Origin of the sequence: Citrobacter sp. Cm046 (genome assembly GCF_030333065.1) — a bacterium.
Classification (GTDB): Bacteria; Pseudomonadota; Gammaproteobacteria; order Enterobacterales; family Enterobacteriaceae; genus Citrobacter; species Citrobacter murliniae.
Map to the genome: position 1 here is coordinate 66,839 of NZ_JAOWGP010000036.1, position 23,646 is coordinate 90,484.

Consider the following 23,646-nt stretch of genomic DNA (forward strand, 5'->3'; position numbering starts at 1 on the left):
CGATGGAAAGAGAGCAACAGCAACAGCAGCTCTATGCCCTGGTCGATGCGATGAACGAAGCTCTGGACAAAAATCGCTGGCGGCGATTGCCCGCGCTGCATAAGCAAGTGATGCGCGTCTTTCATGAATATGAAGCATGGGAACAAGACGTCACAGCGCTGCATGAAGTGAAAAATCACATGCGTGCGGCATTTTCAGCGCTGATTGAGCGCCGTGAGCGGCGTGCGGAAGAGCTCAAAACGCGTATGGATAAACATCAGCAAAATCAGGAGGGGATGATGGCGTATTCAATGGTTAATTTAATTTCGGAGAAGGCATGAACCCTGTATTAGCGGCTCTGGCCAGTGCGCTGGCAGAGGCCGCGCCCGAAAAGGCCTCTATTTCGGCCCCGGCACCTTCCGGGAGCGGCAGCGCATTTACTTTACCACAGGCGGGGTTTAACGCTGTGGCGGAACGTCTGCTCGGTGCAAAAGTTAACCAGCAGCAGGCGTCTGCTGCTGAGCGTCATCACGATGATACCAACCCAGCAGCAATGCAGGCATTACTGGCTATGCTGCTGGCGCATCCAGCTCAGACGGCGGTTCCCGCTGCTTCACAGAAACCACCTGATGGTGACGTGTTGAAAATGCTGTCGCAGGTGCAATCCGGAAATACAGAAGGGGCGCTCGTCCGGCAACTGGCAAGCGCAATGGCGCAGCAGGAAAAACCCGCAGCAGTTGCGCAGAATGTGAAAGATCTCTCCTCACTTCCGCCTAAACTGCAAGCGTTGTTGACGTCATTAACCCAGGATATGCCGCAGGCAACACCTGAGCAGCAGGCAAAACTGAGCACGTTTTCCGCCCAGGATTTACGTGCGATCTCTCCGGAACAGCCGCCACTCTCTTCCCCGCAGCAAATGACTGCTCGAGTGAAGTCAGCGGAAGCTCCTCTTCCGCACCCAATGGCGGTGGTAAAAAAAAGTGGCAGCAGTGATGTGAGTCAGTCCACCTCCGCCCAGAACTTGCTCAATATGTCCGCTCGGGTGAATCAACCGGCGAATGCTGTTGCTGATCGTAGCGTGGCGCCGATGCAAATTTCTGAGTCTGTGGCAATGTCGCCAGATGAACTGGGGGAGAAACTCACGGCACTGCTGAAAGACCGGATTCAGTTTCAATTAGGTCAGCAGCAGCAAATTTCTACCATTCGTCTGGACCCTCCATCACTTGGCAAACTGGAAATTGCCGTACAGCTGGATGCGGGAAAGCTGATGGTTCACATCGGCGCAAATCAGAGTGATGTCTGCCGTTCGTTGCAGCAATTTAGCGAGAACTTACGTCAGCATCTGACGGCGCAGAACTTCATGGAAGTGAATGTGCAGGTCTCCTCTGAAGGGCAATCGCAACAGCGGCAGCAACAACAGCAGTCAGGTCATCAACAGGATGAGGTGACGTCGGCATTAACCCTTAATGACGAACCTCAATTTCAACGGAATGAATCCGTTTTGATCAAAGTGTAAAAGCAAAATGAAGAAAATTGTTATCGCGTGTGTAATCAGTTCCGTCGTGGCTCTGGGTATTGCGGGGGGAGCCGCGTGGGGTATTTATCATTTTATGGCAAAGGGAACCGCAGCTGCGACGACACATCCTGCCGCAGAAGCAGAAAATAGCCTTGATGATACCAGCAGTATTTTTGTCTCCTTACCTGAAACGGTGGTCACCCTTCATGACAGTGAAGGTGAAGATCATTACATGGTGGCTGAATTAGTTATGGTTGTGAATACAGACAAAGATGCTGAAAAAATAAAGAAAGAAGAACCGTTATATCAGAGTATTACTGTCGATAAGCTTTCAAATATGAAATATGAAGAGATTCGTTCTTTAAAAATATCAGAAATCAGGACGATGGTTTCTAATACGTTGAAAAAAGAATTAACAACCCGAAAAATGGCTGCACCGTATAAGGATATTCTGGTGAAAAAAGTCGTGTTTCAATAAACGGCAAGCCAGGAAATAAAATGATACAGGAAGCTTACGAATCAGAAGATTTTAATGCGACACCCGTGCTCACGCCACAGGAAGAGAGTCATTATTTACAGGCTTATCTTCCACTGGTACGCAAAGTCGTGCGGCAACTTGCGCCGCAATGTACCTGCGTTATCGACAGGCAGGATATGGAGCAAACGGCGCTGATGGGGTTGCTGAATGCAATTCGTCGCTACGGTATGCCTGATGAAGGCTTTGCCGGATATGCCGTACATCGCATACGTGGGGCAATTCTGGATGAACTACGCAGCCTCGACTGGCGTCCTCGCCAGTTACGACAGAAATACCATCAGATTAAAGATCTGATTCGTGATGCGCGCAAACAACTCGGACACGAGCCTGGGTGGGAAGAGCTCTCACAGTTGGGATTGTCGTCAGAAGATTATCAAGAATACCAACAGCTGGAAGGTGCAGAAACACTGGCCAGTCTGGATGAATTATTGAGTGGTGACATGTCAGTTGTCACGCTCGAAGGGCGGGGGCTTGAGGAACAAATTGTTACTCAGGAAATGTTGAGCCATGCCCTGAGACAACTCAGTGAAAAAGAGGGCCTCGTGCTCTCAATGTATTACCAGCACGATATGAATTTAAAAGAGATTGCGCTGGTGTTGGGGCTGACGGAAGCCCGAATTTGTCAAATGAATAAAAAAATCACGCAGAAGATTCGTGATTGTTTATACCAAGATTAACAATTACGCATCGCGATGCGGAGGATGTAATGCAAAAGATTTTTGGTCTATTGGTTATTTTAGGCTGTGTATTTGGTGGTTATTTTGAAGCTGGTGGGCAGTTAATTGCTATTTGGCAACCGGCGGAAATTATCATTATTATCGGGGCGGGTTTGGGGGCCATGATTATTGGTAACCCGATGCATGTGCTTAAAGAGATCATCCACCAAATTAAAGGGGTGATCAGTAAAAAGAAAATGGGGCCGGAGTTTCAGCGCCAGTTACTGATGTGCCTGTATGAACTGCTGGAAATGGTACAAAACGGTGGGCTGCGTATGCTGGATCAGCATATAGAACAGCCGGAAGAAAGTACCATCTTTCAAAAATACCCGCTGGTGCTGACACAAAAACGCCTGGTGACATTTATTGCGGATAACTTCCGCCTGATGGCTATGGGAAAAATTGATGCCCATGAACTGGAAGGCATTCTTGATCAGGAGCTGGATACGGCGGAAGAGTCTCTGTTAACCCCCTCGCGTTCACTACAGCGTACCGCAGAGGCTATGCCTGGTTTTGGTATTTGTGCGGCGGTGCTGGGGATTATCATCACCATGCAGTCTATCGATGGATCTATCGCACTAATCGGTCTGAAAGTTGCCGCCGCGCTGGTGGGGACCTTTTTAGGGGTATTCATCTGCTACTGCCTGATGGATCCGCTGGCGAACGCTATGGAACAACAGGCCCGTGCAGAGCATTCTCTGCTGGAATGTGTGCGTACCGTGTTGGTGGCGCAGGCGGGCGGTAAACCGACTCTGCTGGCCGTAGATGCCGGTCGTAAACTCCTTCACCTGGCTTCTAAACCCACATTTGCCAATCTGGATGCATGGGTCAATGCGATGCTGGAGCAAGAATAAGCATGGGGAAGGGGCCAAATCGTCGTGACCGCGGTGCAAAGACCACCATTATCCGGCGACAAATTAAAAAGAATCATGCAGGTCATCATGGCGGCGCATGGAAGGTGGCATTTGCTGACTTTACGCTGGCGATGATGGCGCTCTTTATGACGCTGTGGATTGTGAACAGCGTCAGTAAGGCCGATCGTGAAAATATCGTGGCGGCACTACACGGTCAGTCAATTTTTAATGGTGGCGGTATGGCACCGTTAAACAAACTGGGTAAACAGCCGATTGCGCCGGGTGCCCAGAAGAAAAACGTCACGCCAAACAAACTGGATAAAACCACACATCCGCAAGAGACCGCGAAGGTCACAGAAGAAAACGCCAAAAAGGCGCTGGATGTAAATGAGAAAACGGTATTACTGAAGCAAAAATCGGCGCGTGAACTCGGTGAACTGGCGACCAACATCAATGCTATTGCCCGCAATGCACATATGGAAACCAATCTGGAAATGGAGATCGTTCCCCAGGGGTTGCGGGTGCTGATTAAAGATGACCAGAACCGGAATATGTTTGAACGCGGCAGTGCGAAAATTATGCCGTTCTTTAAATCATTGCTGGTTGAGCTTGCTCCTGTATTTGATTCGCTGGATAACAGGATCATCATTACCGGACATACGGATGCGATGAGTTATAAGAGCAACATCTATAACAACTGGAATCTTTCTGGCGATCGCGCATTGTCGGCCCGTCGTGTTCTGGAAGATGCCGGAATGCCTCAGGATAAAGTCATGCAGGTCAGTGCAATGGCGGATCAAATGCTGCTGGATGCGAATAATCCAGAGAGCGCAGGTAACCGCCGCATTGAGATCATGGTGTTGACGCAAAGCGCTTCCGATACGCTGTATCAGTATTTTGGTCAGCATGGAGAGAAGGTGGTGCAACCGCTGGTGGACAAGCTGGATAAGCAAAAGCAGGTGACTTCCTTGAGTCAACAACCCGTTTCTGTACCTCATTAATTCTGTTCTCTGCTCCCACGCAACGTGGGGGCATTTTTTCTCAAGAGAGTCGCATGATTGCTGTAACCGATTTAATTCCCTTAGATATTCCGACCGATAGTAGTACTGATGTTACTCGTCAGGGGGCGCATTTCGACAATGTTTCCGGTATCTGGTACACCGAACCTCATAAGTTGAATGAGGCACTTCGTGGTTATGCTTACGATACTGATGCTTTTAATATCGTGGCGCCTTACTGCCTGGTGATTACATCGAAGATGCACTGCTGGAGTTGCCACCAGTCAACGCGTATTCATGGAGTGATGTTTACTCGCTTTATTAAACAAAATCAGGATGGTAAAGGCTGGCAGTCTGTGCGGCGCAATACGTTTCTCTTCCATATTAATTCTCTGCCTGATGAGATAAAAAAGAACATTAAGGCCAGCAATTACTATCTGGATAAGAGTAAAACAACCGGGCTTCGCTACTGGATGAATCATTGTGAAATTTGTGGCGAACGGTTGGGCGACTACGAGCTTTTTTGCATCGAAGATGAGGCATTTCATCAGATGACCATTGAGAGGATCCTGCGGGCAAATGTCAGAAAAGTGAATAAGCTGTTTGTCAGTTTGGCGGGCAATCCCGCGGATCATGCGCCGAAAGACGTTGTACGTTACCTGTGTGACGCTCGCTTTGTCATGAATGAACCGGAGCCAGCGTAATCCCCCGCGTAAGGCAGATTCATACTTCTCACGATACAAAAATACTGTATACTTAAACAGTGTTGTGGGAGGCGAGTTATGCGCAAAATCATACATGTCGATATGGACTGCTTTTTCGCGGCGGTGGAAATGCGCGATAACCCCGCCCTGCGTGATATTCCCATTGCTATCGGTGGGAGCCGTGAACGCAGAGGGGTCATCAGTACGGCTAATTACCCGGCGAGGAAATTTGGTGTACGCAGTGCGATGCCCACAGGAATGGCGCTAAAATTGTGTCCGCATCTCACCTTATTGCCTGGGCGCTATGAGGCTTATAAAGAAGCCTCCAGCCAGATCCAGGCTATCTTTTCGCGCTACACCTCACTCATCGAGCCTCTTTCCCTGGATGAAGCCTATCTGGATGTTACCGACAGCACCCATTGTCACGGCTCCGCCACGCTGATTGCCCACGAGATACGCCAGACGATTTTTAATGAGTTACAACTCACCGCCTCGGCGGGGATTGCACCGGTTAAGTTCCTGGCCAAAATCGCCTCAGATTTGAATAAACCCAACGGGCAATATGTGATAACCCCTGCGGATGTCCCTGAATTCATCAGAACGTTACCCCTGGGGAAAATTCCTGGCGTCGGGAAAGTTTCTGCTGCAAAACTCGAAGCCATGGGGTTGCGCACCTGCGAGGATGTACAAAAATGCGATCTGGCCATATTGCTTAAGCGTTTTGGTAAATTTGGTCGGGTGCTGTGGGAGCGCAGCCAGGGGATTGACGAACGGGATGTCAGCAATGACAGAATGCGTAAGTCAGTTGGCGTCGAGCGTACCCTCGCGGAAGACATTCATGAGTGGCCAGAGTGCGAGGCGATCATCGAACGGCTTTACCCGGAACTGGAACGACGTCTGGCGAAAGTGAAGCCGGATCTCTTCATCGCTCGCCAGGGCATTAAATTAAAGTTTAATGATTTTCAGCAGACGACGCAGGAACACGTCTGGCCGCGCTTAAATAAAGACGATTTAATTGCAACCGCGCGTAAAACCTGGGATGAGCGTCGGGGAGGGCGGGGAGTTCGGCTGGTGGGATTACACGTGACGCTGCTGGATCCGCAGCTCGAGAGACAACTGTTGTTAGGACTCTAACCTGGATTATTTGCCGGACAGAGGCGTTAACGCCGCCATCCGGCAATGTATTACAGAGAGTTATTTCGCCGGAATAGATTTCAACAGCTCAGTCAGCAGCGTCCAGTAATGGCCGACGCTTTCAATATGAACCTGTTCATCCGGGGAGTGCGGACCGGTGATGGTTGGCCCGATGGATACCATGTCCATATCCGGATACGGTTTCTTGAACAGACCGCATTCCAGACCTGCGTGGATAATCTGGATGTTCGGCGTCTTGTTGAACAGACGCTGATAGGTTTCACGCACCAGATGCATCACTGGGGAGTTAGCGTCCGGTTGCCAGCCAGGATACGCGCCTTTGGCTTCGGTTTTTGCACCAGCCAGCTTGCCCAGAGAATCCAGCATACTCACGACATAGTCTTTACCGCTGTCGATCAGCGAGCGAACCAGGCAGTGAATCTGCACGTTATCGTCAGTCATAGTGACAACGCCGACGTTCAGGGAGGTTTCCACAACGCCTTTCGCCACATCTGAATTACGGATCACACCGTTTGGTGTGGCGTTCAGCAGGCGAACAAAGGTATCGCGAGACTGAGCAGTCAGCGCGGCTTTATCATTGGCAACAGCATCCAGCAACAGAGCCAGATTCTTCTCTTTTGCTGCCAGTTCGTTTTTCAGTATGTCCTGATAAGTGTTCACCAGCGCTTTTAACGCATCGACTTTATCTGCGGCAACGGCGAGGGTAGCAAAGGCTTCACGTGGAATCGCGTTACGCAGCGTACCGCCGTTGAAATCAACCAGACGCAGATCCAGCTCTTCAGCGTGGCCTGCCAGGAAACGTACCAGCAGCTTGTTAGCATTACCGAGGCCAACGTGAATTTCGCCACCGGAGTGACCACCCTTCAGACCTTTTAACGTCAGCTTAAAGCTCTGGAAACCAGCTGGAATGGCTTCACGAGATAGCGGCAGGTTAGAGGTAAAGTCGATCCCCCCGGCGCAACCCATGTAGATCTCACCTTCTTCTTCGGAGTCGGTGTTGATCAGAATGTCTGCCTGCAGCCAGTTAGCTTGCAGACCAAACGCGCCGTCCATTCCTGCTTCTTCAGTCATGGTCAGCAGAACTTCCAGCGGGCCATGGACGACATTGTCATCAGCCAGAACCGCCAGCGCAGAGGCCATACCGATACCGTTATCTGCACCCAGAGTGGTGCCGCGGGCTTTCACCCATTCGCCGTCGATATAAGGCTGGATAGGATCTTTAGTGAAGTCGTGGACGGTGTCGTTGTTTTTCTGCGGCACCATATCCAGGTGCGCCTGCAGAACGACCGGCTTGCGGTTTTCCATTCCTGCGGTAGCGGGTTTACGAATCAGGATATTACCGACCTGATCGCGCTCGACGTGAAAACCTTTCTCTTTGGCCCAGCTCAGAATGTGTTCAGCGAGCTGCTCTTCGTGATAGGACGGATGAGGAATAGAACAGATTTTAGCAAAAATATCCCACAGCGGTTGTGGAGATAATTGAGACAGTTCAGACACGTTGAGTCTCCTTGGCGATGTCCTACAAAATTGACTTGCAGGCCACAGGGTTAGCAGAATTAAAAACACCACAAGTCAGGCTTGCGAGATGCGATTGAGAATACCACTTTCTCTGCTCGCGGGTAGTATAAAGCATGCAAAAAGAGGCGTGGATTCCGCTAAACACTGGTTTTTAGTGCGTCAGATCTCTATAATCTCGCGCAACCTATTTCCCCCTCGAACACTTTTTAAGCCGTAGATAAACAGGCTGGGACACTTCACATGAGCGAAAAATACGTCGTCACCTGGGACATGTTGCAAATTCATGCACGTAAACTGGCGAGCCGCCTGATGCCTTCTGAACAATGGAAAGGCATCATTGCCGTTAGCCGTGGTGGTCTGGTGCCGGGCGCATTGCTGGCGCGTGAATTGGGTATTCGTCATGTTGATACTGTATGTATCTCCAGCTACGATCACGATAACCAGCGCGAACTGAAAGTGCTGAAGCGTGCCGAAGGTGACGGTGAAGGTTTCATCGTTATTGATGACCTCGTTGACACCGGTGGTACCGCCGTTGCCATTCGCGAAATGTACCCTAAAGCACATTTCGTCACCATCTTCGCTAAACCAGCAGGCCGCCCGCTGGTGAATGATTATGTAGTTGATATCCCTCAGGATACCTGGATTGAGCAACCGTGGGATATGGGCGTGGTGTTCGTCCCGCCAATTTCTGGTCGCTAATCAATAACGCTTTCAACGCCTGGCCATGCCGGGCGTTGTTCTTTATTAAGCCCCATCAGGTTACAATGCGCCTTAGTGAGTATTCATGGAGGCCGCAAGAATGTCACAGGCTAACCTCAGCGAAGTTCTGTTTAAACCCCGCTTCAAACACCCTGAAACGTCAACGCTTGTTCGTCGTTTTAATCACGGTGCGCAGCCGTCCGTGCAATCTGCTCTGGATGGAAAAACAATCCCGCACTGGTATCGCATGGTTAACCGTCTGATGTGGATCTGGCGTGGTGTCGATCCGCGTGAAATCCTTGAAGTGCAGGCTCGCATCGTCATGAGCGAAGCGGAGCGCACGGATAAAGAGCTCTACGACACGGTAATTGGTTACCGTGGTGGGAACTGGATATATGAGTGGGCAAAGCAGGCGATGGACTGGCAACAAAAAGCTGCCCAGGAACAGGACCCACAAATTAGCGGACGCCACTGGTTGCACGCATCCACGCTGTACAACATTGCTGCTTATCCGCACCTGAAAGGCGACGAGCTGGCAGAACAAGCTCAGGCCCTCGCGAATCGCGCCTATGAAGAGGCAGCTCAGCGCTTGCCCGGCACACTGCGTGAAATGGAATTTGCCGTCACTGGCGGCGCGCCCATCACGGCATTTTTACATATGCCAAAAGGTGACGGTCCGTTCCCGACCGTATTGATGTGCGGTGGTCTGGATTCAATGCAAACGGACTACTACACCCTGTATGAGCGCTATTTCGCCCCACGTGGTATTGCGATGCTGACGCTGGACATGCCTTCGGTCGGATTCTCATCTAAATGGAAACTGACACAGGATTCCAGTCTGCTTCATCAGCATGTTTTAAAAGCACTGCCTAATATTCCGTGGGTGGATCATACCCGTGTAGCTGCGTTTGGTTTTCGCTTTGGCGCTAACGTGGCAGTACGCCTGGCGTATCTTGAACCTTCGCGCCTGAAAGCGGTGGCCTGCCTTGGGCCGGTGGTTCATGCGCTGCTCAGTGACCCACAGCGTCAGGCTTCTGTTCCTGAAATGTATCTTGACGTGTTGGCCAGTCGCCTGGGTATGCACGATGCCTCAGATGAAGCGCTGCGGGTTGAGCTAAATCGCTATTCATTAAAAGTACAAGGCCTGCTGGGAAGACGCTGCCCAACACCGATGCTTTCGGGATTCTGGAAAAACGATCCGTTCAGCCCGGAAGAGGAGTCTCGCTTAATCGCATCTTCATCTTCTGACGGTAAGCTACTGGAGATCCCGTTCAATCCGGTGTATCGGAATTTTGACAAAGCGTTGCAAGAAATAACCGGGTGGATCAATCATAGATTGTGTTAATAGATTGCTAAATTTTATTGATTTGGTAAAACAGTTGCTTCACCTAAGGAGATCGCAATGACGTTACCGAGTGGGCACCCGAAAAGTAGATTGATCAAGAAATTCACCGCGCTTGGCCCGTACATCCGGGAAGGGCAGTGCGAAGATAATCGGTTTTTTTTCGATTGTCTGGCTGTTTGCGTCAACGTGAAACCCGCACCGGAGAAACGTGAATTCTGGGGCTGGTGGATGGAGCTGGAGGCACAGGAAAAACGCTTTACGTACAGCTACCAGTTTGGTTTGTTTGATAAAGACGGCAACTGGACTGCCGTGCCGATTAAAGAGACTGAAGTGGTAGAGCGGCTGGAATACACCTTGCGTGAGTTCCATGAAAAATTGCGTGGGCTGTTAACGTCGCTGAATCTGGCGCTGGAACCTGCTGACGATTTTAAGGATGAACCGGTTAAATTAACGGCATAATGAACAGTAAAATGCCGGATGGCGGCGCAACCCCATCCGGCATTTTTTATGCTATATCAGAACTGGTAGGTCATACCCACCGCGACGATATCATCGTTGTTGATGGCCAACTTATTATCGCTATCCAGCTGGTTGATTTTATAATCAACAAATGCCGACATATTTTTGTTGAAATAATATGTTGCACCAACATCGATATAATTCACCAGATCTTCATTGCCTACGCCTTCAATATCTTTGCCTTTCGACAACACATAACCTAGTGACGGACGCAGACCAAAGTCAAATTGATACTGGACAACCGCTTCGAAGTTTTGTGTTTTGTTGGCAAAGCCACCGGAAATAGGTGTCATATTGCGTGTTTCAGAATACATTGTCGCAATATAAATATCGTTGGCATCATATTTTAAGCCCGTGGCCCAGGCTTCCGCTTTATCACCTGTCCCGCGGCTTTGCAGATTTTGCTGATTCGTACGATCGGAATTGGTGTAAGCGCCGCTGATAGCGAAATCGCTGCCGCCAAAGTCGTAGGTCACAGAAGTACCAAAACCATCACCGTTTTGTTTCTTCACATCGCGGTCCTGGTTTTTGCCCTGGTATTGCAGGGTGAGATCCAGACCATCTACAACGCCGAAGAAGTCGGTGTTACGGTAAGTCGCCAGGCCGCTGGCGCGCTTGGTCATGAAGTTATCGGTCTGCGCGGAAGAGTCGCCACCGAATTCCGGGAACATATCCGTCCACGCTTCTACGTCGTACAGCGCGCCCAAGTTACGGCCATAATCAAAGGAACCGAGATTTTTTAATTTCAGACCGGCGAAGGCCAGACGCGTTTTTTGCTGGTTTGAATCGCTTTCGGCTTTATTGCCCGCGAACTCTGCTTCCCAACGACCATAACCCGTCAGTTGATCGTTAATTTGCGTTTCGCCTTTAAAACCTAAACGGATATAGCTCTGATCGCCGTCTTTGCTGTCATAATCCGTCATGTAGTGCATGGCTTTTACCTTGCCATACAAATCCAGTTTATTCCCGTTCTTGTTATAGATTTCTGCTGCCTGTACAGATGCCGATGCAACAATACCCATCACCACTAATGCCAGAGTGCTCTTTTTCATTTTCATTCCTGATTTAAAGTACGCGCTTAAATTTTTCTGGGTGTGATCCCCGTTTAAAAACAGGATGGTTTTTATCGTCCGGGAATGAACGTTTTATGACAAAGTAAGAATATTTTTAAAAAAGGATGTTTTTTTATTTCTGTAATAAATGCGTCAAAGTCTGCCGCTACGCTTGCTGATCCTGCGCAATAAAATTTCATGCTTTGTGCGCTGGTTGTTGGCAACCGGGGCCAGTCCTGCTAAAACGTTCGTTTGATATCATTTTCCCCAATTTTGAATGGCAGAGAATCATGAGTGACAGCCAGACGCTGGTGGTAAAACTTGGCACCAGTGTGTTAACAGGCGGATCGCGCCGTCTGAACCGTGCCCACATCGTAGAACTGGTTCGCCAGTGTGCGCAGTTACATGCCGCAGGGCATCGTATTGTTATCGTTACCTCGGGCGCTATTGCCGCCGGACGTGAGCATCTTGGTTATCCAGAACTCCCGGCAACCATTGCTTCTAAACAGTTGTTGGCGGCGGTAGGGCAGAGCCGATTGATTCAACTGTGGGAACAGCTGTTTTCGATTTACGGTATCCATATCGGGCAGATGCTGCTGACGCGTGCGGATATGGAAGACAGAGAGCGTTTCCTTAACGCCCGCGATACGTTGCGCGCGTTGCTGGATAACAACATTGTTCCCGTCATCAATGAGAATGACGCTGTAGCGACCGCGGAAATTAAAGTCGGTGACAATGACAACCTCTCGGCGCTGGCGGCGATTCTGGCCGGGGCCGATAAGCTGCTGCTGCTCACCGATCAGCAGGGGCTGTTTACTGCTGACCCACGTACCAACCCGCAGGCAGAACTGATTAAAGATGTTCACGGCATTGATGATGCGCTGCGTGCCATTGCCGGGGACAGTGTTTCTGGTCTGGGAACGGGCGGCATGGGCACTAAGCTCCAGGCTGCAGACGTTGCCTGCCGCGCCGGCATCGATACCATTATTGCCGCGGGCAGCAAGCCTGGCGTTATTGGCGATGTGATGGAAGGTATTTCCGTCGGCACACGTTTTCATGCCCAGGCCTCTCCGCTGGAGAACCGTAAGCGCTGGATTTTTGGTGCTCCACCTGCTGGGGAAATTACCGTCGATGAAGGCGCAACCTCAGCCATTCTGGAGCGCGGTAGTTCATTACTGCCAAAAGGTATTAAAAGCGTGACAGGTAACTTTTCTCGTGGTGAAGTGATTCGTATCTGCAATCTCGAAGGGCGTGATATTGCCCACGGAGTTACCCGCTATAACAGCGACGCGCTACGCCGTATTGCCGGACACCACTCACAACAGATTGACGCGATTCTTGGCTATGAATACGGCCCGGTTGCCGTCCATCGCGATGATATGATCACCCGTTAAGGAGCAGGCATATGCTGGAAAAAATGGGCATTGCTGCCAAAGCAGCGTCATACAAACTGGCGCTACTCTCCAGCCGCGAAAAAAACCGCGTGCTGGAAAAAATTGCTGATGAACTGGAAGCACAAACGGAAAGCATACTCAGTGCGAACAAGCAGGATGTCGATCAGGCACGTGAAAACGGTCTGAGCGAGGCGATGCTTGATCGCCTGGCGTTGACTCCCGCGCGTCTGAAAGCGATCGCTGACGATGTACGCCAGGTCTGTAATCTCGCAGACCCGGTAGGGCAGGTGATGGATGGTGGTCTGCTGGATAGCGGCCTGCGTCTGGAGCGCCGCCGCGTTCCTCTGGGCGTAATTGGCGTGATTTATGAAGCTCGTCCTAACGTGACGGTTGATGTGGCCTCTCTGTGCCTGAAAACAGGCAATGCGGCGATCCTGCGTGGCGGAAAAGAGACTTACCGTACTAATGCGGCGACCGTCGCGGTGATTCAGAAGGCGCTGGAAGCCTGTGGCTTACCGGCAGCGGCCGTACAGTCGATTGATAACCCGGATCGTGCTCTGGTCACTGAAATGCTGCGTATGGATAAGTATATCGATATGCTGATCCCTCGCGGTGGCGCGGGCTTGCACAAACTATGTCGCGAGCAGTCGACGATCCCGGTAATCACTGGCGGAATTGGTGTCTGTCATATCTATGTTGATGATAGCGCTGAGATAGCACCGGCGCTGAAGATTATTGTTAATGCTAAAACCCAGCGTCCAAGCACCTGTAATACCGTTGAAACGCTGCTGGTGCATCAGAATATCGCTGAAAGTTTTCTGCCTGCGCTGAGCAAGCAGATGGCGGAAAGCGGTGTGACGTTACATGCAGACGAGGCGGCGCTGGCATCACTGCAAGCGGGACCTGCCAACGTGGTGGCGGTAAAAGCGCAAGAGTACGATGATGAATTTCTGTCGCTGGATCTGAACGTGAAAATCGTTACCGATCTGGATGATGCCATCGCCCATATCCGTGAGCACGGTACTCAGCATTCCGATGCGATCCTGACGCGAACCCTGCGTAATGCCGATCGTTTCGTTAATGAAGTGGACTCTTCCGCTGTGTATGTTAACGCCTCTACCCGTTTCACCGACGGTGGCCAGTTTGGACTGGGCGCAGAAGTCGCCGTAAGTACGCAAAAATTACACGCGCGTGGCCCGATGGGGCTGGAAGCGCTGACCACATACAAGTGGGTAGGCTTTGGTGACGACACGATTCGTGCGTAATTGAAACCGGGTGATGCAAAAATAGGCGTTTGATTCGCAAGGTTAATGCATCGCCCGGTTAGTTTTACCTTTTACCCCTAATCCGCATTTGTTTTAGTTCTGCATTTTATTAATCATCCCATCCAGACGGATTTTTATCCATGCTCTCCTCTGTGTCAGAAAGGTAATATTTCACAGAATTTTCTCGCGCAGGCATGAATTTTCCTGACCTGCGGTTCATGTATTGTTTCCATGGTCCGATCTATTAGAATCAGTCTCATTTTTATGAGGAGTTGTTGCGTGAAATCGGATATTCACAAACATAGCATTCCTGTTGTGCCGCTCGGCAACCCGTTTCCCCCCCGCCATTGCTCGCTGTGTCCAAAGGGATCGGCGATTGATCGTGATAATGAATATAGATTAATAGACAAAAGAAGGAAGTTTAAAGCGGGTGACACAATTGCTCGGCAGGATGAAGCTGCGGACATGTTTTTTGTTATTCATGAGGGGTACTGCAAGTCCAGCGTGGAATGTGGCGATAACGTTTTTATCAGTCGCTTTTATGTTCCGGGAGATATTATGGCGCTGGATGCTGTTGAAGGCAGAACGTATTTGACAACTATCAAGGCCGCAACGGCTGCAGAGGTATGCCATATTGATATTGCGCGGTTGTTCAAGGTAGCAGAAAAGGACACTTCAGTTGCTGCGGCAGTAATCAAGTTTCTCTGCAGGGATAATGGATTCATTGTTGATAAAAGGCGGCGTTACGCAAATAAACACGCCGAGGCCAGAATTGCTGCTTTCCTGGTGGAGTTTTACGAGATGCATTTACGGATTGGCAGGCCAGAAACGACGCTTAAGTTGCCATTCTCTCGGGAGGAAATTGCCAGCTATCTCGATCTAAAAATTGAAACTGTCAGCCGCTCATTAAAATCACTCGAACAACAAAATTTGATTACCTTACATCGGGTACGCACAGTAACAATAAATAGTTATCTGGGTTTAAAAGGTTTTAGCTAAATCTCTCTTCGCCGGGCATTATTTATCTCTTGATACACTAGGAATATTCTATTTATGTGGAAAATTCCTAGTTTTATTTTTGTGAAATAATTATCAATTCGAATACTAATCCTACAGGTTATCGTCTTTTTTATAAGAATATTCCCCCTCATCTAAATATTTCATGAGAATTTTCTTGTTGGGTTAAAAATTTAGCATAATTGCAACAAATAATAAGCATTATAGAGAAAGCATGGAGGTGTTAATTATCTTTATGTTTTGTAAGGATTTTGATGGGATTATATTTGTATGATCTTTTTGATATTTATCAAAAATATAAAAAAGATAAATTGTTTGGCATTTCTTAATTTCTCGGATGATAATTCTGAAATTTGGTGTGTTATGAGTAATTATGTCTTAGGAAACTTCTTAGAGAGTTTTTTTGCGGGAAAATTCTTATTTTTTTTGTAATTTTGCGTTTCAGGGTTTGTTGAGATGTTATTTGATTCAACTGATAATTTTTTGGCGCGGCAATTCTGGCTCGCAATTAATGGAACCGCTGGAGTGACTTAATAATAAGACTCGGTGGTGAGTTTGTTCTTAGGAGAAGATAAAAATGAAAAAATTATTATTAGTAACCTCTCTGGCTTCTGTATTTGTTGCGGCAAATGCAATGGCAGATGTTACTGCTTCTGCAACGGCCTCGTGGGACGCGACGGCAACAAAAGATACCACCAGCATGTTGGTTGTCACCCCGCTGAACTCTTTGACTTTCCAGTATGCTGAAGGACTGAATGCTTTCAACTCTCAAGACGGTGCTTTTGATGTGACCATTCAGGGTCAGGAGACGGCAACTGATTTTGAGCTGACAGCTCAGATCATTAGCAACACTCTGACCAACGCCAGTGGTGATGCTTCTACACTGAACGTAGGGGTGGCATGGAATGGCACCGCGCTGACTAATGCATCAGATACTGTCCTGGTAAACTCCAGCTCAACTTCTGGTCTTGAAAGCCTGATGGCTGATGGTGCTTATAACGGCACCGCCCGTGTCAGCGATCAATCCAACTTCAAATTCACCATCGCGTCAGCGACTTCCAATGGTAGTACGCAGGTAACGGATTACTCTGAACTGCCGGACGGTTATTGGACTGGTGATGTAAAAGTACAGTTCAATGCAACCTGGACGACTCCGGCTGCCTAAGCAATAAAAATTCGGGAGAATTTTTTCTCCCGAATTTATCAGGAATGGTGTCATGAAAAAATATTTACCGGCAGCAATGTTGGTAGGGTTAGTAGCATCTTTTCCCGGATGGGCAATTAATGTCGGTGAAATCACATCGATAATGACTTCTGCTGAGAGTTCATTATCGAAAGAAATTACCAATACGACAGACTCGGCACGTTATGTCAGCGTTTCGGTAAAACAATTGTCATCTCCTTTGGCGGGTGGTGTCGAAATAAAACCTGTTAATTCCGGAGAATTACTCTCTACACCAGCCAATCTAATTCTCCCTGGTCAGGCGAAGGATGTGTTTCGCTTTTTTTATAAAGGGCCAGCAGATGATATTGAGCGTTATTATCGTCTGCAATGGGTAGATGAACCGGTGACCGAGAGCGCGGAAACTCGGGCAAATAAAATGGCTGTTGCAACAGCGTCAGCTGAAATTGGCACTATCCTGGTGGTCGCTCCGCGAAAAGAACATTTTGAATATAGCCGAAATGGCGATGTTATTACCAATACTGGCAATGTTTCGTTTCGCGTGATCGCCTATGGGGCTTGCAAGGATAAGGCTCGTGATCAGGGGCGAGGCTGTCGCGAACGTTATTACATTATGCCTGGTACGAAAATAAAATTACAGTTTACCGACATTAGCAATAGTCGTTCACGCATCGGTATCTGGCACGGTAAGCAGTTTATTACAGTGAAGTGATGGTCAATAGCAGCCATCTGTACGGGATAAATAAAAATACCGGAATGTAAGGATGCATATGACAACAACAAATATTGTCGGCGGTAGCATTTGTTTTTTTCTTGCGCTGACACCAGGATTTTCACATGCAGCCCCAGTAAAAGTGGGCAATTACGTTATTCCCAGCGCTTTCGCCCGTTCACTGGAGCAGGGAATGACGGTGCCGGTATATATTCGTTACAACGAGACTGACGAGAAAAGTCAGCAAAAAATTGCCGATGCGGTGATTTCGCTTGTTGATGGCAATATTACAGTAAAAGCTCTGACTCTCGCTGAATTGCCTAATAATGCGGTGTTATCTGGAAAAACACGCGCGATGGTGGAAAAAATTCGTGATGTGAAATTTCATGATAACACGAATATAGAGCTATCAGATGACGCGCGCCTGCAACTCAATGTCTCTTCATTTCACCTGGAGATGATTGTCAGCAAAGATGCCTTAACTGAAGCGATTGTCGCGCGAAGCAGTCTGCTTGGACCTTCCAGCGTGGACTCTCTCTCTAACGTCCTGAACTATAACTTTGGTTCTTACTACAACGATTATCGTAACGGCAGCAGTACCCGTAGCTATCTGACGATGGACAACACAACATCGCTGCGTGAACACCATATCAACATTAATGGTTCGTTCTACGGCATAGGTGACAGCAATGGTACCAGTAAACTATACCGTGCGATGTATGAGCGCGATTATGAAGGGTATCGACTGGCGCTAGGGATGCTGGACACCTGGAATGTCCAGTCGATTGCCAGCCTGAATGCGCTTAATGGCGGTAAAATTTATGGCGTGAGCTACGGAAACAAAGGAAGTACCGTTGTTGAAAATACCGCGCTTTCGCTCACACCGATCACCGTATTTTTGCCAGCAGCTGGTGAAGTTCATGTATTCCGTGACGGGCGTTTGCTCAGCGTACAGAACTTTAATATGGGCAGCTATGAAATTGATACTAGTCGTTTTCCGTATGGTGTTTATGACGTCACGGTAGATATCGTGGTTAATGGCCGGACAATTAATAGTCGTATTAGCCGGGTTAATAAAATCTTTGCACGCCAACAAGCTGCCGGAATTGATCAGCTCTCATGGCAGATTTTTGGTGGCTCACTGGATTACGACCGTGTGAGCTATAAACGTAACCATTATCGGGATTTGGGCAGTGAGCAGACCTGGATTGCCGGAGGGGCTGCATCGGTGACGCTGGCGATATTGTCGGGATTAGGTCTGAAATCGACGATCTACGGCTTTGACAATAATATGGTCAATGAAACGGACGTCACGCTCAATGTGAATGAATACGTAAGCATTGGCAATCAGACGCTGGTGGCGAACGATTCGTCATGGCGAAACATCAGTAACATCAATCTCAATGTACCTGAGGGATATGGTTCTCTTTGGGCATCTCGTGAAGATAGTAAAATTGGTGATCGTCTGCCCATGCAGGAGCGTGACAATTATTCCATTGGTGGAACTCTTAACCTCGGAAAGTTTATTCCTCATGGAGGCTCGCTTACTGTTAGTCAGACGGAGAATCGTTACTCGGGAAATAAATACCGTAACCTGGACTACAGCACAACCCTTTATTCTGGCAGATATGCCTCAGTTGGGTTACGTGCAGGTATTCAACGCTATTACTACAACAACCGAAATGACGATGGACGTCAGGAACGTTATGTCAGCCTGGATTTATCGTTACCGTTGGCTTCGTGGTTGAGCATGGGGGTCTCCCGGGATCGCTATGGCAGCACCCAGGGTAATCTCAGTGCACGAAAGCAGTATGCTGAAGGCCCCATCAAATCGGTCGGATTGTCGGCATCAACACGTCTGAGTGGTGAACAGTATTACGATAACAATTACTCTATAAACGGGAATCTGAGTTATGACACGAAATATAACGCAGGCACCGTATCGGTAACGCGTTCCGCAGACAACTCCACCAATATGAACTTCTCTTCTCAAGGTTCCCTGGCGTGGGCAGGTAAAGATTTTGGTCTGAGTAAAGAGAGGCAGCGGTCTGGCGTCATTGTGAAAACAGATTTGACCGGCGAGGGGAAACTGGCTGCGAAGATTAATAACCGTAATTATATTCTCAGCGGTAAATCAAATTTCATTGCACTGCCGCCTTATGCTCGGTACAAGCTGGAGATCCTCAATGATAAAAACTCTGAAGATAGCTTCGATATTGTTTCAGGGCGTAAGCAGGAACTGACGCTATATCCGGGCAACGTGGGTGTTATCAACCCTGAAGTGAAAAGCATGGTCACCGTATTCGGGCGTATTCGTTACCCCGATGGGCAGTTGGCTGCAAATACCGATATCCATAACCACATCGGTAAAACGCGTACGGATGAAAAGGGTGAGTTTGCTATCGATATCGATAAGAAGTATCCGGTCATTACGTTAATTTCAGCCAATGGCAGCATATGCGAAGCCGATCTCGATTTGGAAAAAACACGCGGTGCAGCGTGGGTTGGTGATGTGAAATGTGCAACGCAAACCACGATGGCGCAGAGGTAATAAAATGAAAGTATTAATTAAATTAGCTACTGTAATATGTGCTGTGGGGAGTTTCGCGCCTGTGCCTGCTTTGGCTTTGAATGCAATCTCTTCCGGCTCAGTCAGTAATAACTATTTGTTTATTGAAAATGCCATTGATAGTGAATACTTTATTACCCCCTCGTTACTCGATCCGCGTTTCAGCGGGTCAAACACGTGGATAAAATACGGTACCTCTCAGGTGAGTCTCGGGTATTTAGGTTTTGTCGGCTGGACTGCGCCTGGAAATTATTATCAGGACATGTGGATTGATAATTCCCCGATTAATGGACCTTTTCGGGGGATCCGTTGTTATAGTGGCACCCAGTGTCCATCAACTGGGTTTATTGCCGGGCAAGGCACTGACAAAAACGGTTTTTATCATGCGCAAGTAGGGTCTGTCGCAGGCGTTATTGGTGGCGCCTACGGATTCGCCTCTCTGACTGATACTGCCTATGAATACTTTCGTAATGTGCCTACCGGTAGCAGCGAAACCTATGTGTTCAACCGCTGTTATACTTCTGTAAATTATGATTATTCTTCCGGGCAACGCTGCAAAGACCAATCCACTGGATTATGGAATTACGTTAATTACACGTTAACCAAACGCGGGCATCTGTCACTTGTTTCGACTAATGCATTTCAAGAACTTTGGGTTGCCAGCGACGGTACCCCGAGCATTACCAAAGACTCCGGTTATTGCGAGCTTGGCGTGGTAGGTAGCACAGACGGCGTGATTTGCAAAATGGTGAGTTTTAACCTGCAACAAACGGCAAACCTAACCACCTACTTAACATTTCGCGCTTATGTTGACACGGCGATGCTTGGTTTTACACCAGGAGCGGCCACAGTGAGATACTCCGGGAATGGTTCAAACTGGTATAACTATAATACTTCAACTGTTTATTCCAACGTTTTCACGACTTCTGGAGAGTACATTTATATTTTTCTGTCGAAAGCATTTCTGAAAAATCTCGTTGATTCAGGTATCAGCATTACTAACAGTCAACCGTTTACCTTCGGTTTTTATAATAGCCTAACACCAGAGTCAGGGCACTACCAGTTTACCCCTTCGCTACAGCTCAATATTGTGCCGAAGGAGTATGGGATCAGTATCATCTCTTCGGATAACACCGCTTCTGCGAGCGGCAGTGGCACGATTGGCGATGCCGCTCCTATTGAAATGGATTACACCGTAACCGTCTCGGGTCCCCGTCAGGCCGATAGCATTACGGCACAAGTTATCGGGGAGAGTACGACGATAAATAGCGTGCCTTACTGCCTGTTTACCTCCACGCAAGGAGGACTGTCCGTCCCAATCCCCGCCTTTCTTCAGTACAACAGTCAATCGGGGGTCGTGGTGCAGAAACGAAATAGCTGTAGTGAAGCGGCAATCAACATGAGTGATGCGCAGTGGCAACAGACGCCCTGGGACGCAAATAACAACGATGACGGAAGTTACTATGCTACTGATTTGAAGTTGCTTTTCCCAATGAATGATTCGCGTTCGATGTTAACCGTTACCGGTACAGACTGGGAAGGTGTCGTCAGTGCCAGTGGTGAGATAAAAGTAACGGCGAATTGGGTGGGAGTGACGCCATGAGCCACTGCCGTCTGGCACTTAGATGGGCATTTATCTTTCTTTCCGGGCTGGCTGCATTCTCCGCACAGGCTGTCTACCTGGAGTCGACCATTTATGAGATGCCATCGGATAAATCGTTTATCAGCAAACGAATCTATAACGATAGCCAGAAACAGAATTTGTATAGTATTGGCGCAGTAAAAATTGATAAACCGGGACCGGGAGGTGAAAACAGAAGTGCCATTGCTGAAGGCGAACTTCTGTTTACACCGCTGAGTTTTTCACTGGCACCGCAGGCGAGCGAGTTTTTTAAGATTTTCTACCGTGGTCCGCAGGATGATAAAGAACGCTATTACCGAATTCTGTTTCGCGAAATGCCGATAACGTTGTTTACCGAGCGTAATCAAGAGAAAGGAGGGCAGGCTCTCCCTGTCATCGCTATGGACACAATATTGGTTGTTCGCCCAAGGGAAATGAATCTGGCTTATACCATTGATGAGGCAAACGGGACACTGAAAAACACCGGGAATACTTTTTTTAAAATCATCATACACCAGGGGTGCAACTCAACCGATGATGAAGCCACCATGCGTTATGTGTTACCGGGGGAAAGCTGGCATAGTAACGAACTGAAATCAAAAAACCGAAAATTTATCGTTGCGCTGCAGAAATACATACCTGTGGGCCAGGGGGGCTTCAAACTCAATCAATAGTAAGCATTGAGTCTGATCTGATATGCCATGATTAGATATTGAACCTATACTGTAACCATCTATATAAAATGTAGTAATCAGCTCAGCACAGATGAGGCTATGGTTATTTGTTTTCAATATCACGGTATTTAAGAGCCAGTAGTATGAAAAGTATAATTAATGATCAGGTTGAGTATGATTCCACCAGCAAAAGCCTGAAACATCGCGATACTACAATAATCCTTTCGGCGTCTACAGTGAGACTACTTGAGTTATTCATTGCCCATAAAAATCAACAACTCCATCGCGATTTTATCATTGAAGAAGTATGGGAAAAGCATGGTATGGCTCCATCGGGTCATAGTCTTAATAAAAGTATCAGTATTTTGCGAAAAGCCTTTAGTGAGTTGGGGGCGGGAAATCCCATTGAAACGCTGCCCCGGCAGGGATTTTTGTTCCATGCTTCGATCAGCGACGAATCGGCATCTTCCAGTGGGGATGAAGTTGTGAGTTTGGTATCTGAAACGGAAAAGGTGATCTCATCCGTAAGACCTAAGCGTAAAAATATTATGCTGCTCATTTTATTATTTTTTTTACTTGGGAGTATTTTTTTCATATTGCCAGTTTTTAATTCAGGCACCACGAATTTTATCTATATTAGGGCAATAGGTGATTGTAAACTTTATACTGCAGATGACAATAACGCTGATAAAACTAAAGCGTTTTTATCTTCTGATATGTGGCGAAAAGTGAATGCGGTTTGTCATGATGGTAAGAAAACGATTGTTTTTTATGATGACAATAATTTATCAGCAGGTAACTCTCTTAAAGAGAACTTTCTCGGGATTTGTTCGCTAGGTAAAGGAGGTGCTGCCCATGAATGCGAAAACTTTATTTATTAGTGTGGGTGTTATCCTTGCAATAATAGCAGCATTCTATCTTTATCATCATCATGATTCGGAGACGCTGACTTGTTCTGCCAAAAATTATCTGCATCTGGAGGCGCAAACTCAGGGTGTAAAGATTGAAGGTGAAGTTCTGCTGGTTTTTCGTATTTCTTCCGCTACAAAAGGGCGGGTATCTCAGGTGGGAAGCCTTAATGTTCAGGGTAAACATTACGCCGTAGATCGTAATGTCGAATTGAACTTTATAGGTAAAGATCGTGATGGATACCTACAGACCCGCCGCGTGGCCACCGTCAAAAATAAAAATGATAATGTCCCTGATGAAGTTACAGACCTGCTCATGTCACGTCAGGATATTTTCTATTACAAGATCATTCATATCGCGGGAAATGTTTATGCGATAAGAGATCTGCGACGTACGCTCATGGTTTGTCGGGCAGCATGAATTGCAATAAAGTATTATTTCCACGGTTGTTTGTGGTTGTATATTTTGTTGCTGTTTGAATTGTGGTTTTTTATTTTGCCTTGCTGTGAAAGTGAGTAAAAGGATTTGTACTTATAAAACATTAGGAATTTTCCTTTTTTAATATTTAAAATGGCCTTACCATTTGTTGGGAATACTCATGTGGATAATCGTGATTATAAACTCTGAAACTACGTGATATGACTTATGGATAAAGTTAATTTGCAAATCGCATTATAATTGCTGGAGGCTGAAGGTGTTGTATATTCTC

The 23,646-nt window shown here is 47.8% G+C and carries 23 protein-coding genes; 21 read left to right on the plus strand and 2 right to left on the minus strand.

Annotation, left to right across the window (positions count from 1 at the left end):
• The first annotated feature begins 2 nt into the window (after positions 1–2).
• The 8 genes from OGX98_RS06995 (at position 3) to dinB (ending at position 6,439) form a co-directional block, all read left to right on the plus strand.
• The gene (locus OGX98_RS06995) at positions 3–320 is read left to right on the plus strand and encodes a flagellar protein FliT (protein WP_200041924.1); all 318 of its coding nucleotides are present in this window, start codon (positions 3–5) and stop codon (positions 318–320) included.
• Positions 317–1,495 carry a flagellar hook-length control protein FliK gene (locus tag OGX98_RS07000; protein WP_286595034.1) on the plus strand — a complete coding sequence of 393 codons (1,179 nt, stop codon included), beginning with the start codon at positions 317–319 and terminating at the stop codon, positions 1,493–1,495. Before OGX98_RS06995 ends, OGX98_RS07000 begins: the two co-directional genes overlap by 4 nt.
• Positions 1,496–1,502: 7 nt before the next feature.
• A complete protein-coding gene (locus tag OGX98_RS07005) occupies positions 1,503–1,973 on the plus strand; it encodes a flagellar basal body-associated FliL family protein (protein ID WP_045440219.1) in 471 nt (156 codons plus the stop codon).
• A gap of 20 nt (positions 1,974–1,993) precedes the next feature.
• Positions 1,994–2,710, plus strand: coding sequence for a FliA/WhiG family RNA polymerase sigma factor (locus OGX98_RS07010; protein WP_045440222.1), 717 nt, complete (start codon positions 1,994–1,996; stop codon positions 2,708–2,710).
• 29 nt (positions 2,711–2,739) lie between these two features.
• On the plus strand, positions 2,740–3,603 hold the full coding sequence (motA, locus tag OGX98_RS07015; protein ID WP_045440225.1) for a flagellar motor stator protein MotA: 864 nt from the start codon (positions 2,740–2,742) through the stop codon (positions 3,601–3,603).
• 2 nt (positions 3,604–3,605) lie between these two features.
• Entirely contained in the window at positions 3,606–4,604 is a 999-nt protein-coding gene (gene lafU, locus OGX98_RS07020; protein ID WP_045440228.1) for a putative lateral flagellar export/assembly protein LafU, read from the plus strand.
• A 53-nt stretch (positions 4,605–4,657) separates the two neighbouring features.
• Complete coding sequence (locus tag OGX98_RS07025) at positions 4,658–5,305, plus strand: DNA primase (protein ID WP_286595035.1); 648 nt, start codon at positions 4,658–4,660, stop codon at positions 5,303–5,305.
• A gap of 78 nt (positions 5,306–5,383) precedes the next feature.
• Positions 5,384–6,439 (plus strand): DNA polymerase IV, encoded by a 1,056-nt coding sequence (dinB, locus tag OGX98_RS07030; RefSeq protein ID WP_045440234.1) that lies wholly within the window; start codon positions 5,384–5,386, stop codon positions 6,437–6,439.
• 60 nt (positions 6,440–6,499) lie between these two features.
• On the opposite strand, the gene pepD is transcribed toward dinB, so the two are convergent.
• A complete protein-coding gene (gene pepD / locus OGX98_RS07035) occupies positions 6,500–7,957 on the minus strand; it encodes a cytosol nonspecific dipeptidase (RefSeq protein ID WP_045440238.1) in 1,458 nt (485 codons plus the stop codon).
• A gap of 261 nt (positions 7,958–8,218) precedes the next feature.
• Here pepD and gpt point away from each other — a divergent pair, with 261 nt between their 5' ends.
• The 3 genes from gpt to crl all read left to right on the plus strand — a co-directional run bounded on the left by gpt (position 8,219) and on the right by crl (position 10,481).
• On the plus strand, positions 8,219–8,677 hold the full coding sequence (gpt, locus tag OGX98_RS07040; protein WP_003031380.1) for a xanthine phosphoribosyltransferase: 459 nt from the start codon (positions 8,219–8,221) through the stop codon (positions 8,675–8,677).
• 100 nt (positions 8,678–8,777) lie between these two features.
• Positions 8,778–10,022: an esterase FrsA gene (frsA, locus tag OGX98_RS07045; RefSeq protein WP_045440242.1), complete on the plus strand. Its 1,245-nt coding sequence runs from the start codon at positions 8,778–8,780 to the stop codon at positions 10,020–10,022.
• Between the two features lie 57 nt (positions 10,023–10,079).
• Positions 10,080–10,481 carry a sigma factor-binding protein Crl gene (gene crl / locus OGX98_RS07050; protein ID WP_045440244.1) on the plus strand — a complete coding sequence of 134 codons (402 nt, stop codon included), beginning with the start codon at positions 10,080–10,082 and terminating at the stop codon, positions 10,479–10,481.
• Positions 10,482–10,537: 56 nt separating this feature from the next.
• Here the strand turns inward: crl and phoE are convergent, their stop codons facing one another.
• Positions 10,538–11,593, minus strand: coding sequence for a phosphoporin PhoE (gene phoE / locus OGX98_RS07055; RefSeq protein ID WP_045440249.1), 1,056 nt, complete (start codon positions 11,591–11,593; stop codon positions 10,538–10,540).
• A 290-nt stretch (positions 11,594–11,883) separates the two neighbouring features.
• Here phoE and proB point away from each other — a divergent pair, with 290 nt between their 5' ends.
• The 10 genes from proB to OGX98_RS07105 all read left to right on the plus strand — a co-directional run bounded on the left by proB (position 11,884) and on the right by OGX98_RS07105 (position 23,357).
• On the plus strand, positions 11,884–12,987 hold the full coding sequence (gene proB, locus OGX98_RS07060) for a glutamate 5-kinase (protein ID WP_045440251.1): 1,104 nt from the start codon (positions 11,884–11,886) through the stop codon (positions 12,985–12,987).
• An 11-nt stretch (positions 12,988–12,998) separates the two neighbouring features.
• Positions 12,999–14,252, plus strand: a complete 1,254-nt coding sequence (gene proA, locus OGX98_RS07065; RefSeq protein WP_286595036.1) for a glutamate-5-semialdehyde dehydrogenase — start codon at positions 12,999–13,001, stop codon at positions 14,250–14,252.
• A 279-nt stretch (positions 14,253–14,531) separates the two neighbouring features.
• The gene (locus OGX98_RS07070) at positions 14,532–15,251 is read left to right on the plus strand and encodes a Crp/Fnr family transcriptional regulator (RefSeq protein WP_045440256.1); all 720 of its coding nucleotides are present in this window, start codon (positions 14,532–14,534) and stop codon (positions 15,249–15,251) included.
• A gap of 595 nt (positions 15,252–15,846) precedes the next feature.
• The gene (gene ecpA, locus OGX98_RS07075; protein ID WP_045440258.1) at positions 15,847–16,434 is read left to right on the plus strand and encodes a common pilus major fimbrillin subunit EcpA; all 588 of its coding nucleotides are present in this window, start codon (positions 15,847–15,849) and stop codon (positions 16,432–16,434) included.
• Between the two features lie 52 nt (positions 16,435–16,486).
• On the plus strand, positions 16,487–17,164 hold the full coding sequence (locus OGX98_RS07080; RefSeq protein WP_045440260.1) for an EcpB family pilus assembly chaperone: 678 nt from the start codon (positions 16,487–16,489) through the stop codon (positions 17,162–17,164).
• Between the two features lie 58 nt (positions 17,165–17,222).
• Positions 17,223–19,715, plus strand: a complete 2,493-nt coding sequence (locus OGX98_RS07085; protein ID WP_200013301.1) for a CS1-pili formation C-terminal domain-containing protein — start codon at positions 17,223–17,225, stop codon at positions 19,713–19,715.
• Positions 19,716–19,719: 4 nt separating this feature from the next.
• Entirely contained in the window at positions 19,720–21,336 is a 1,617-nt protein-coding gene (locus OGX98_RS07090; protein WP_286595037.1) for a fimbrial adhesin EcpD family protein, read from the plus strand.
• On the plus strand, positions 21,333–22,028 hold the full coding sequence (locus OGX98_RS07095) for a fimbrial biogenesis chaperone (protein WP_286595038.1): 696 nt from the start codon (positions 21,333–21,335) through the stop codon (positions 22,026–22,028). The genes OGX98_RS07090 and OGX98_RS07095 overlap by 4 nt, the downstream gene beginning before the upstream one ends.
• Positions 22,029–22,171: 143 nt before the next feature.
• On the plus strand, positions 22,172–22,909 hold the full coding sequence (locus OGX98_RS07100; RefSeq protein WP_286595039.1) for a winged helix-turn-helix domain-containing protein: 738 nt from the start codon (positions 22,172–22,174) through the stop codon (positions 22,907–22,909).
• Complete coding sequence (locus OGX98_RS07105; protein WP_045440270.1) at positions 22,884–23,357, plus strand: FidL-like protein; 474 nt, start codon at positions 22,884–22,886, stop codon at positions 23,355–23,357. Before OGX98_RS07100 ends, OGX98_RS07105 begins: the two co-directional genes overlap by 26 nt.
• The last annotated feature ends 289 nt before the right edge of the window (positions 23,358–23,646 follow it).

Bases quoted from the DNA above. Each gene is read 5' to 3' on its own strand.
- OGX98_RS07100 (WP_286595039.1), top strand. From the start codon at position 22,172: ATGAAAAGTATAATTAATGATCAGGTTGAGTATGATTCCACCAGCAAA.
- gpt (WP_003031380.1), top strand. From the start codon at position 8,219: ATGAGCGAAAAATACGTCGTCACCTGGGACATGTTGCAAATTCATGCA.
- OGX98_RS07095 (WP_286595038.1), top strand. From the start codon at position 21,333: ATGAGCCACTGCCGTCTGGCACTTAGATGGGCATTTATCTTTCTTTCC.
- phoE (WP_045440249.1), bottom strand. From the start codon at position 11,593: ATGAAAAAGAGCACTCTGGCATTAGTGGTGATGGGTATTGTTGCATCG.
- OGX98_RS07080 (WP_045440260.1), top strand. From the start codon at position 16,487: ATGAAAAAATATTTACCGGCAGCAATGTTGGTAGGGTTAGTAGCATCT.
- OGX98_RS07085 (WP_200013301.1), top strand. From the start codon at position 17,223: ATGACAACAACAAATATTGTCGGCGGTAGCATTTGTTTTTTTCTTGCG.
- dinB (WP_045440234.1), top strand. From the start codon at position 5,384: ATGCGCAAAATCATACATGTCGATATGGACTGCTTTTTCGCGGCGGTG.
- lafU (WP_045440228.1), top strand. From the start codon at position 3,606: ATGGGGAAGGGGCCAAATCGTCGTGACCGCGGTGCAAAGACCACCATT.
- ecpA (WP_045440258.1), top strand. From the start codon at position 15,847: ATGAAAAAATTATTATTAGTAACCTCTCTGGCTTCTGTATTTGTTGCG.
- OGX98_RS07005 (WP_045440219.1), top strand. From the start codon at position 1,503: ATGAAGAAAATTGTTATCGCGTGTGTAATCAGTTCCGTCGTGGCTCTG.
- frsA (WP_045440242.1), top strand. From the start codon at position 8,778: ATGTCACAGGCTAACCTCAGCGAAGTTCTGTTTAAACCCCGCTTCAAA.
- OGX98_RS07090 (WP_286595037.1), top strand. From the start codon at position 19,720: ATGAAAGTATTAATTAAATTAGCTACTGTAATATGTGCTGTGGGGAGT.
- motA (WP_045440225.1), top strand. From the start codon at position 2,740: ATGCAAAAGATTTTTGGTCTATTGGTTATTTTAGGCTGTGTATTTGGT.
- proA (WP_286595036.1), top strand. From the start codon at position 12,999: ATGCTGGAAAAAATGGGCATTGCTGCCAAAGCAGCGTCATACAAACTG.
- OGX98_RS06995 (WP_200041924.1), top strand. From the start codon at position 3: ATGGAAAGAGAGCAACAGCAACAGCAGCTCTATGCCCTGGTCGATGCG.
- crl (WP_045440244.1), top strand. From the start codon at position 10,080: ATGACGTTACCGAGTGGGCACCCGAAAAGTAGATTGATCAAGAAATTC.
- OGX98_RS07000 (WP_286595034.1), top strand. From the start codon at position 317: ATGAACCCTGTATTAGCGGCTCTGGCCAGTGCGCTGGCAGAGGCCGCG.
- proB (WP_045440251.1), top strand. From the start codon at position 11,884: ATGAGTGACAGCCAGACGCTGGTGGTAAAACTTGGCACCAGTGTGTTA.
- OGX98_RS07105 (WP_045440270.1), top strand. From the start codon at position 22,884: ATGAATGCGAAAACTTTATTTATTAGTGTGGGTGTTATCCTTGCAATA.
- OGX98_RS07025 (WP_286595035.1), top strand. From the start codon at position 4,658: ATGATTGCTGTAACCGATTTAATTCCCTTAGATATTCCGACCGATAGT.
- OGX98_RS07010 (WP_045440222.1), top strand. From the start codon at position 1,994: ATGATACAGGAAGCTTACGAATCAGAAGATTTTAATGCGACACCCGTG.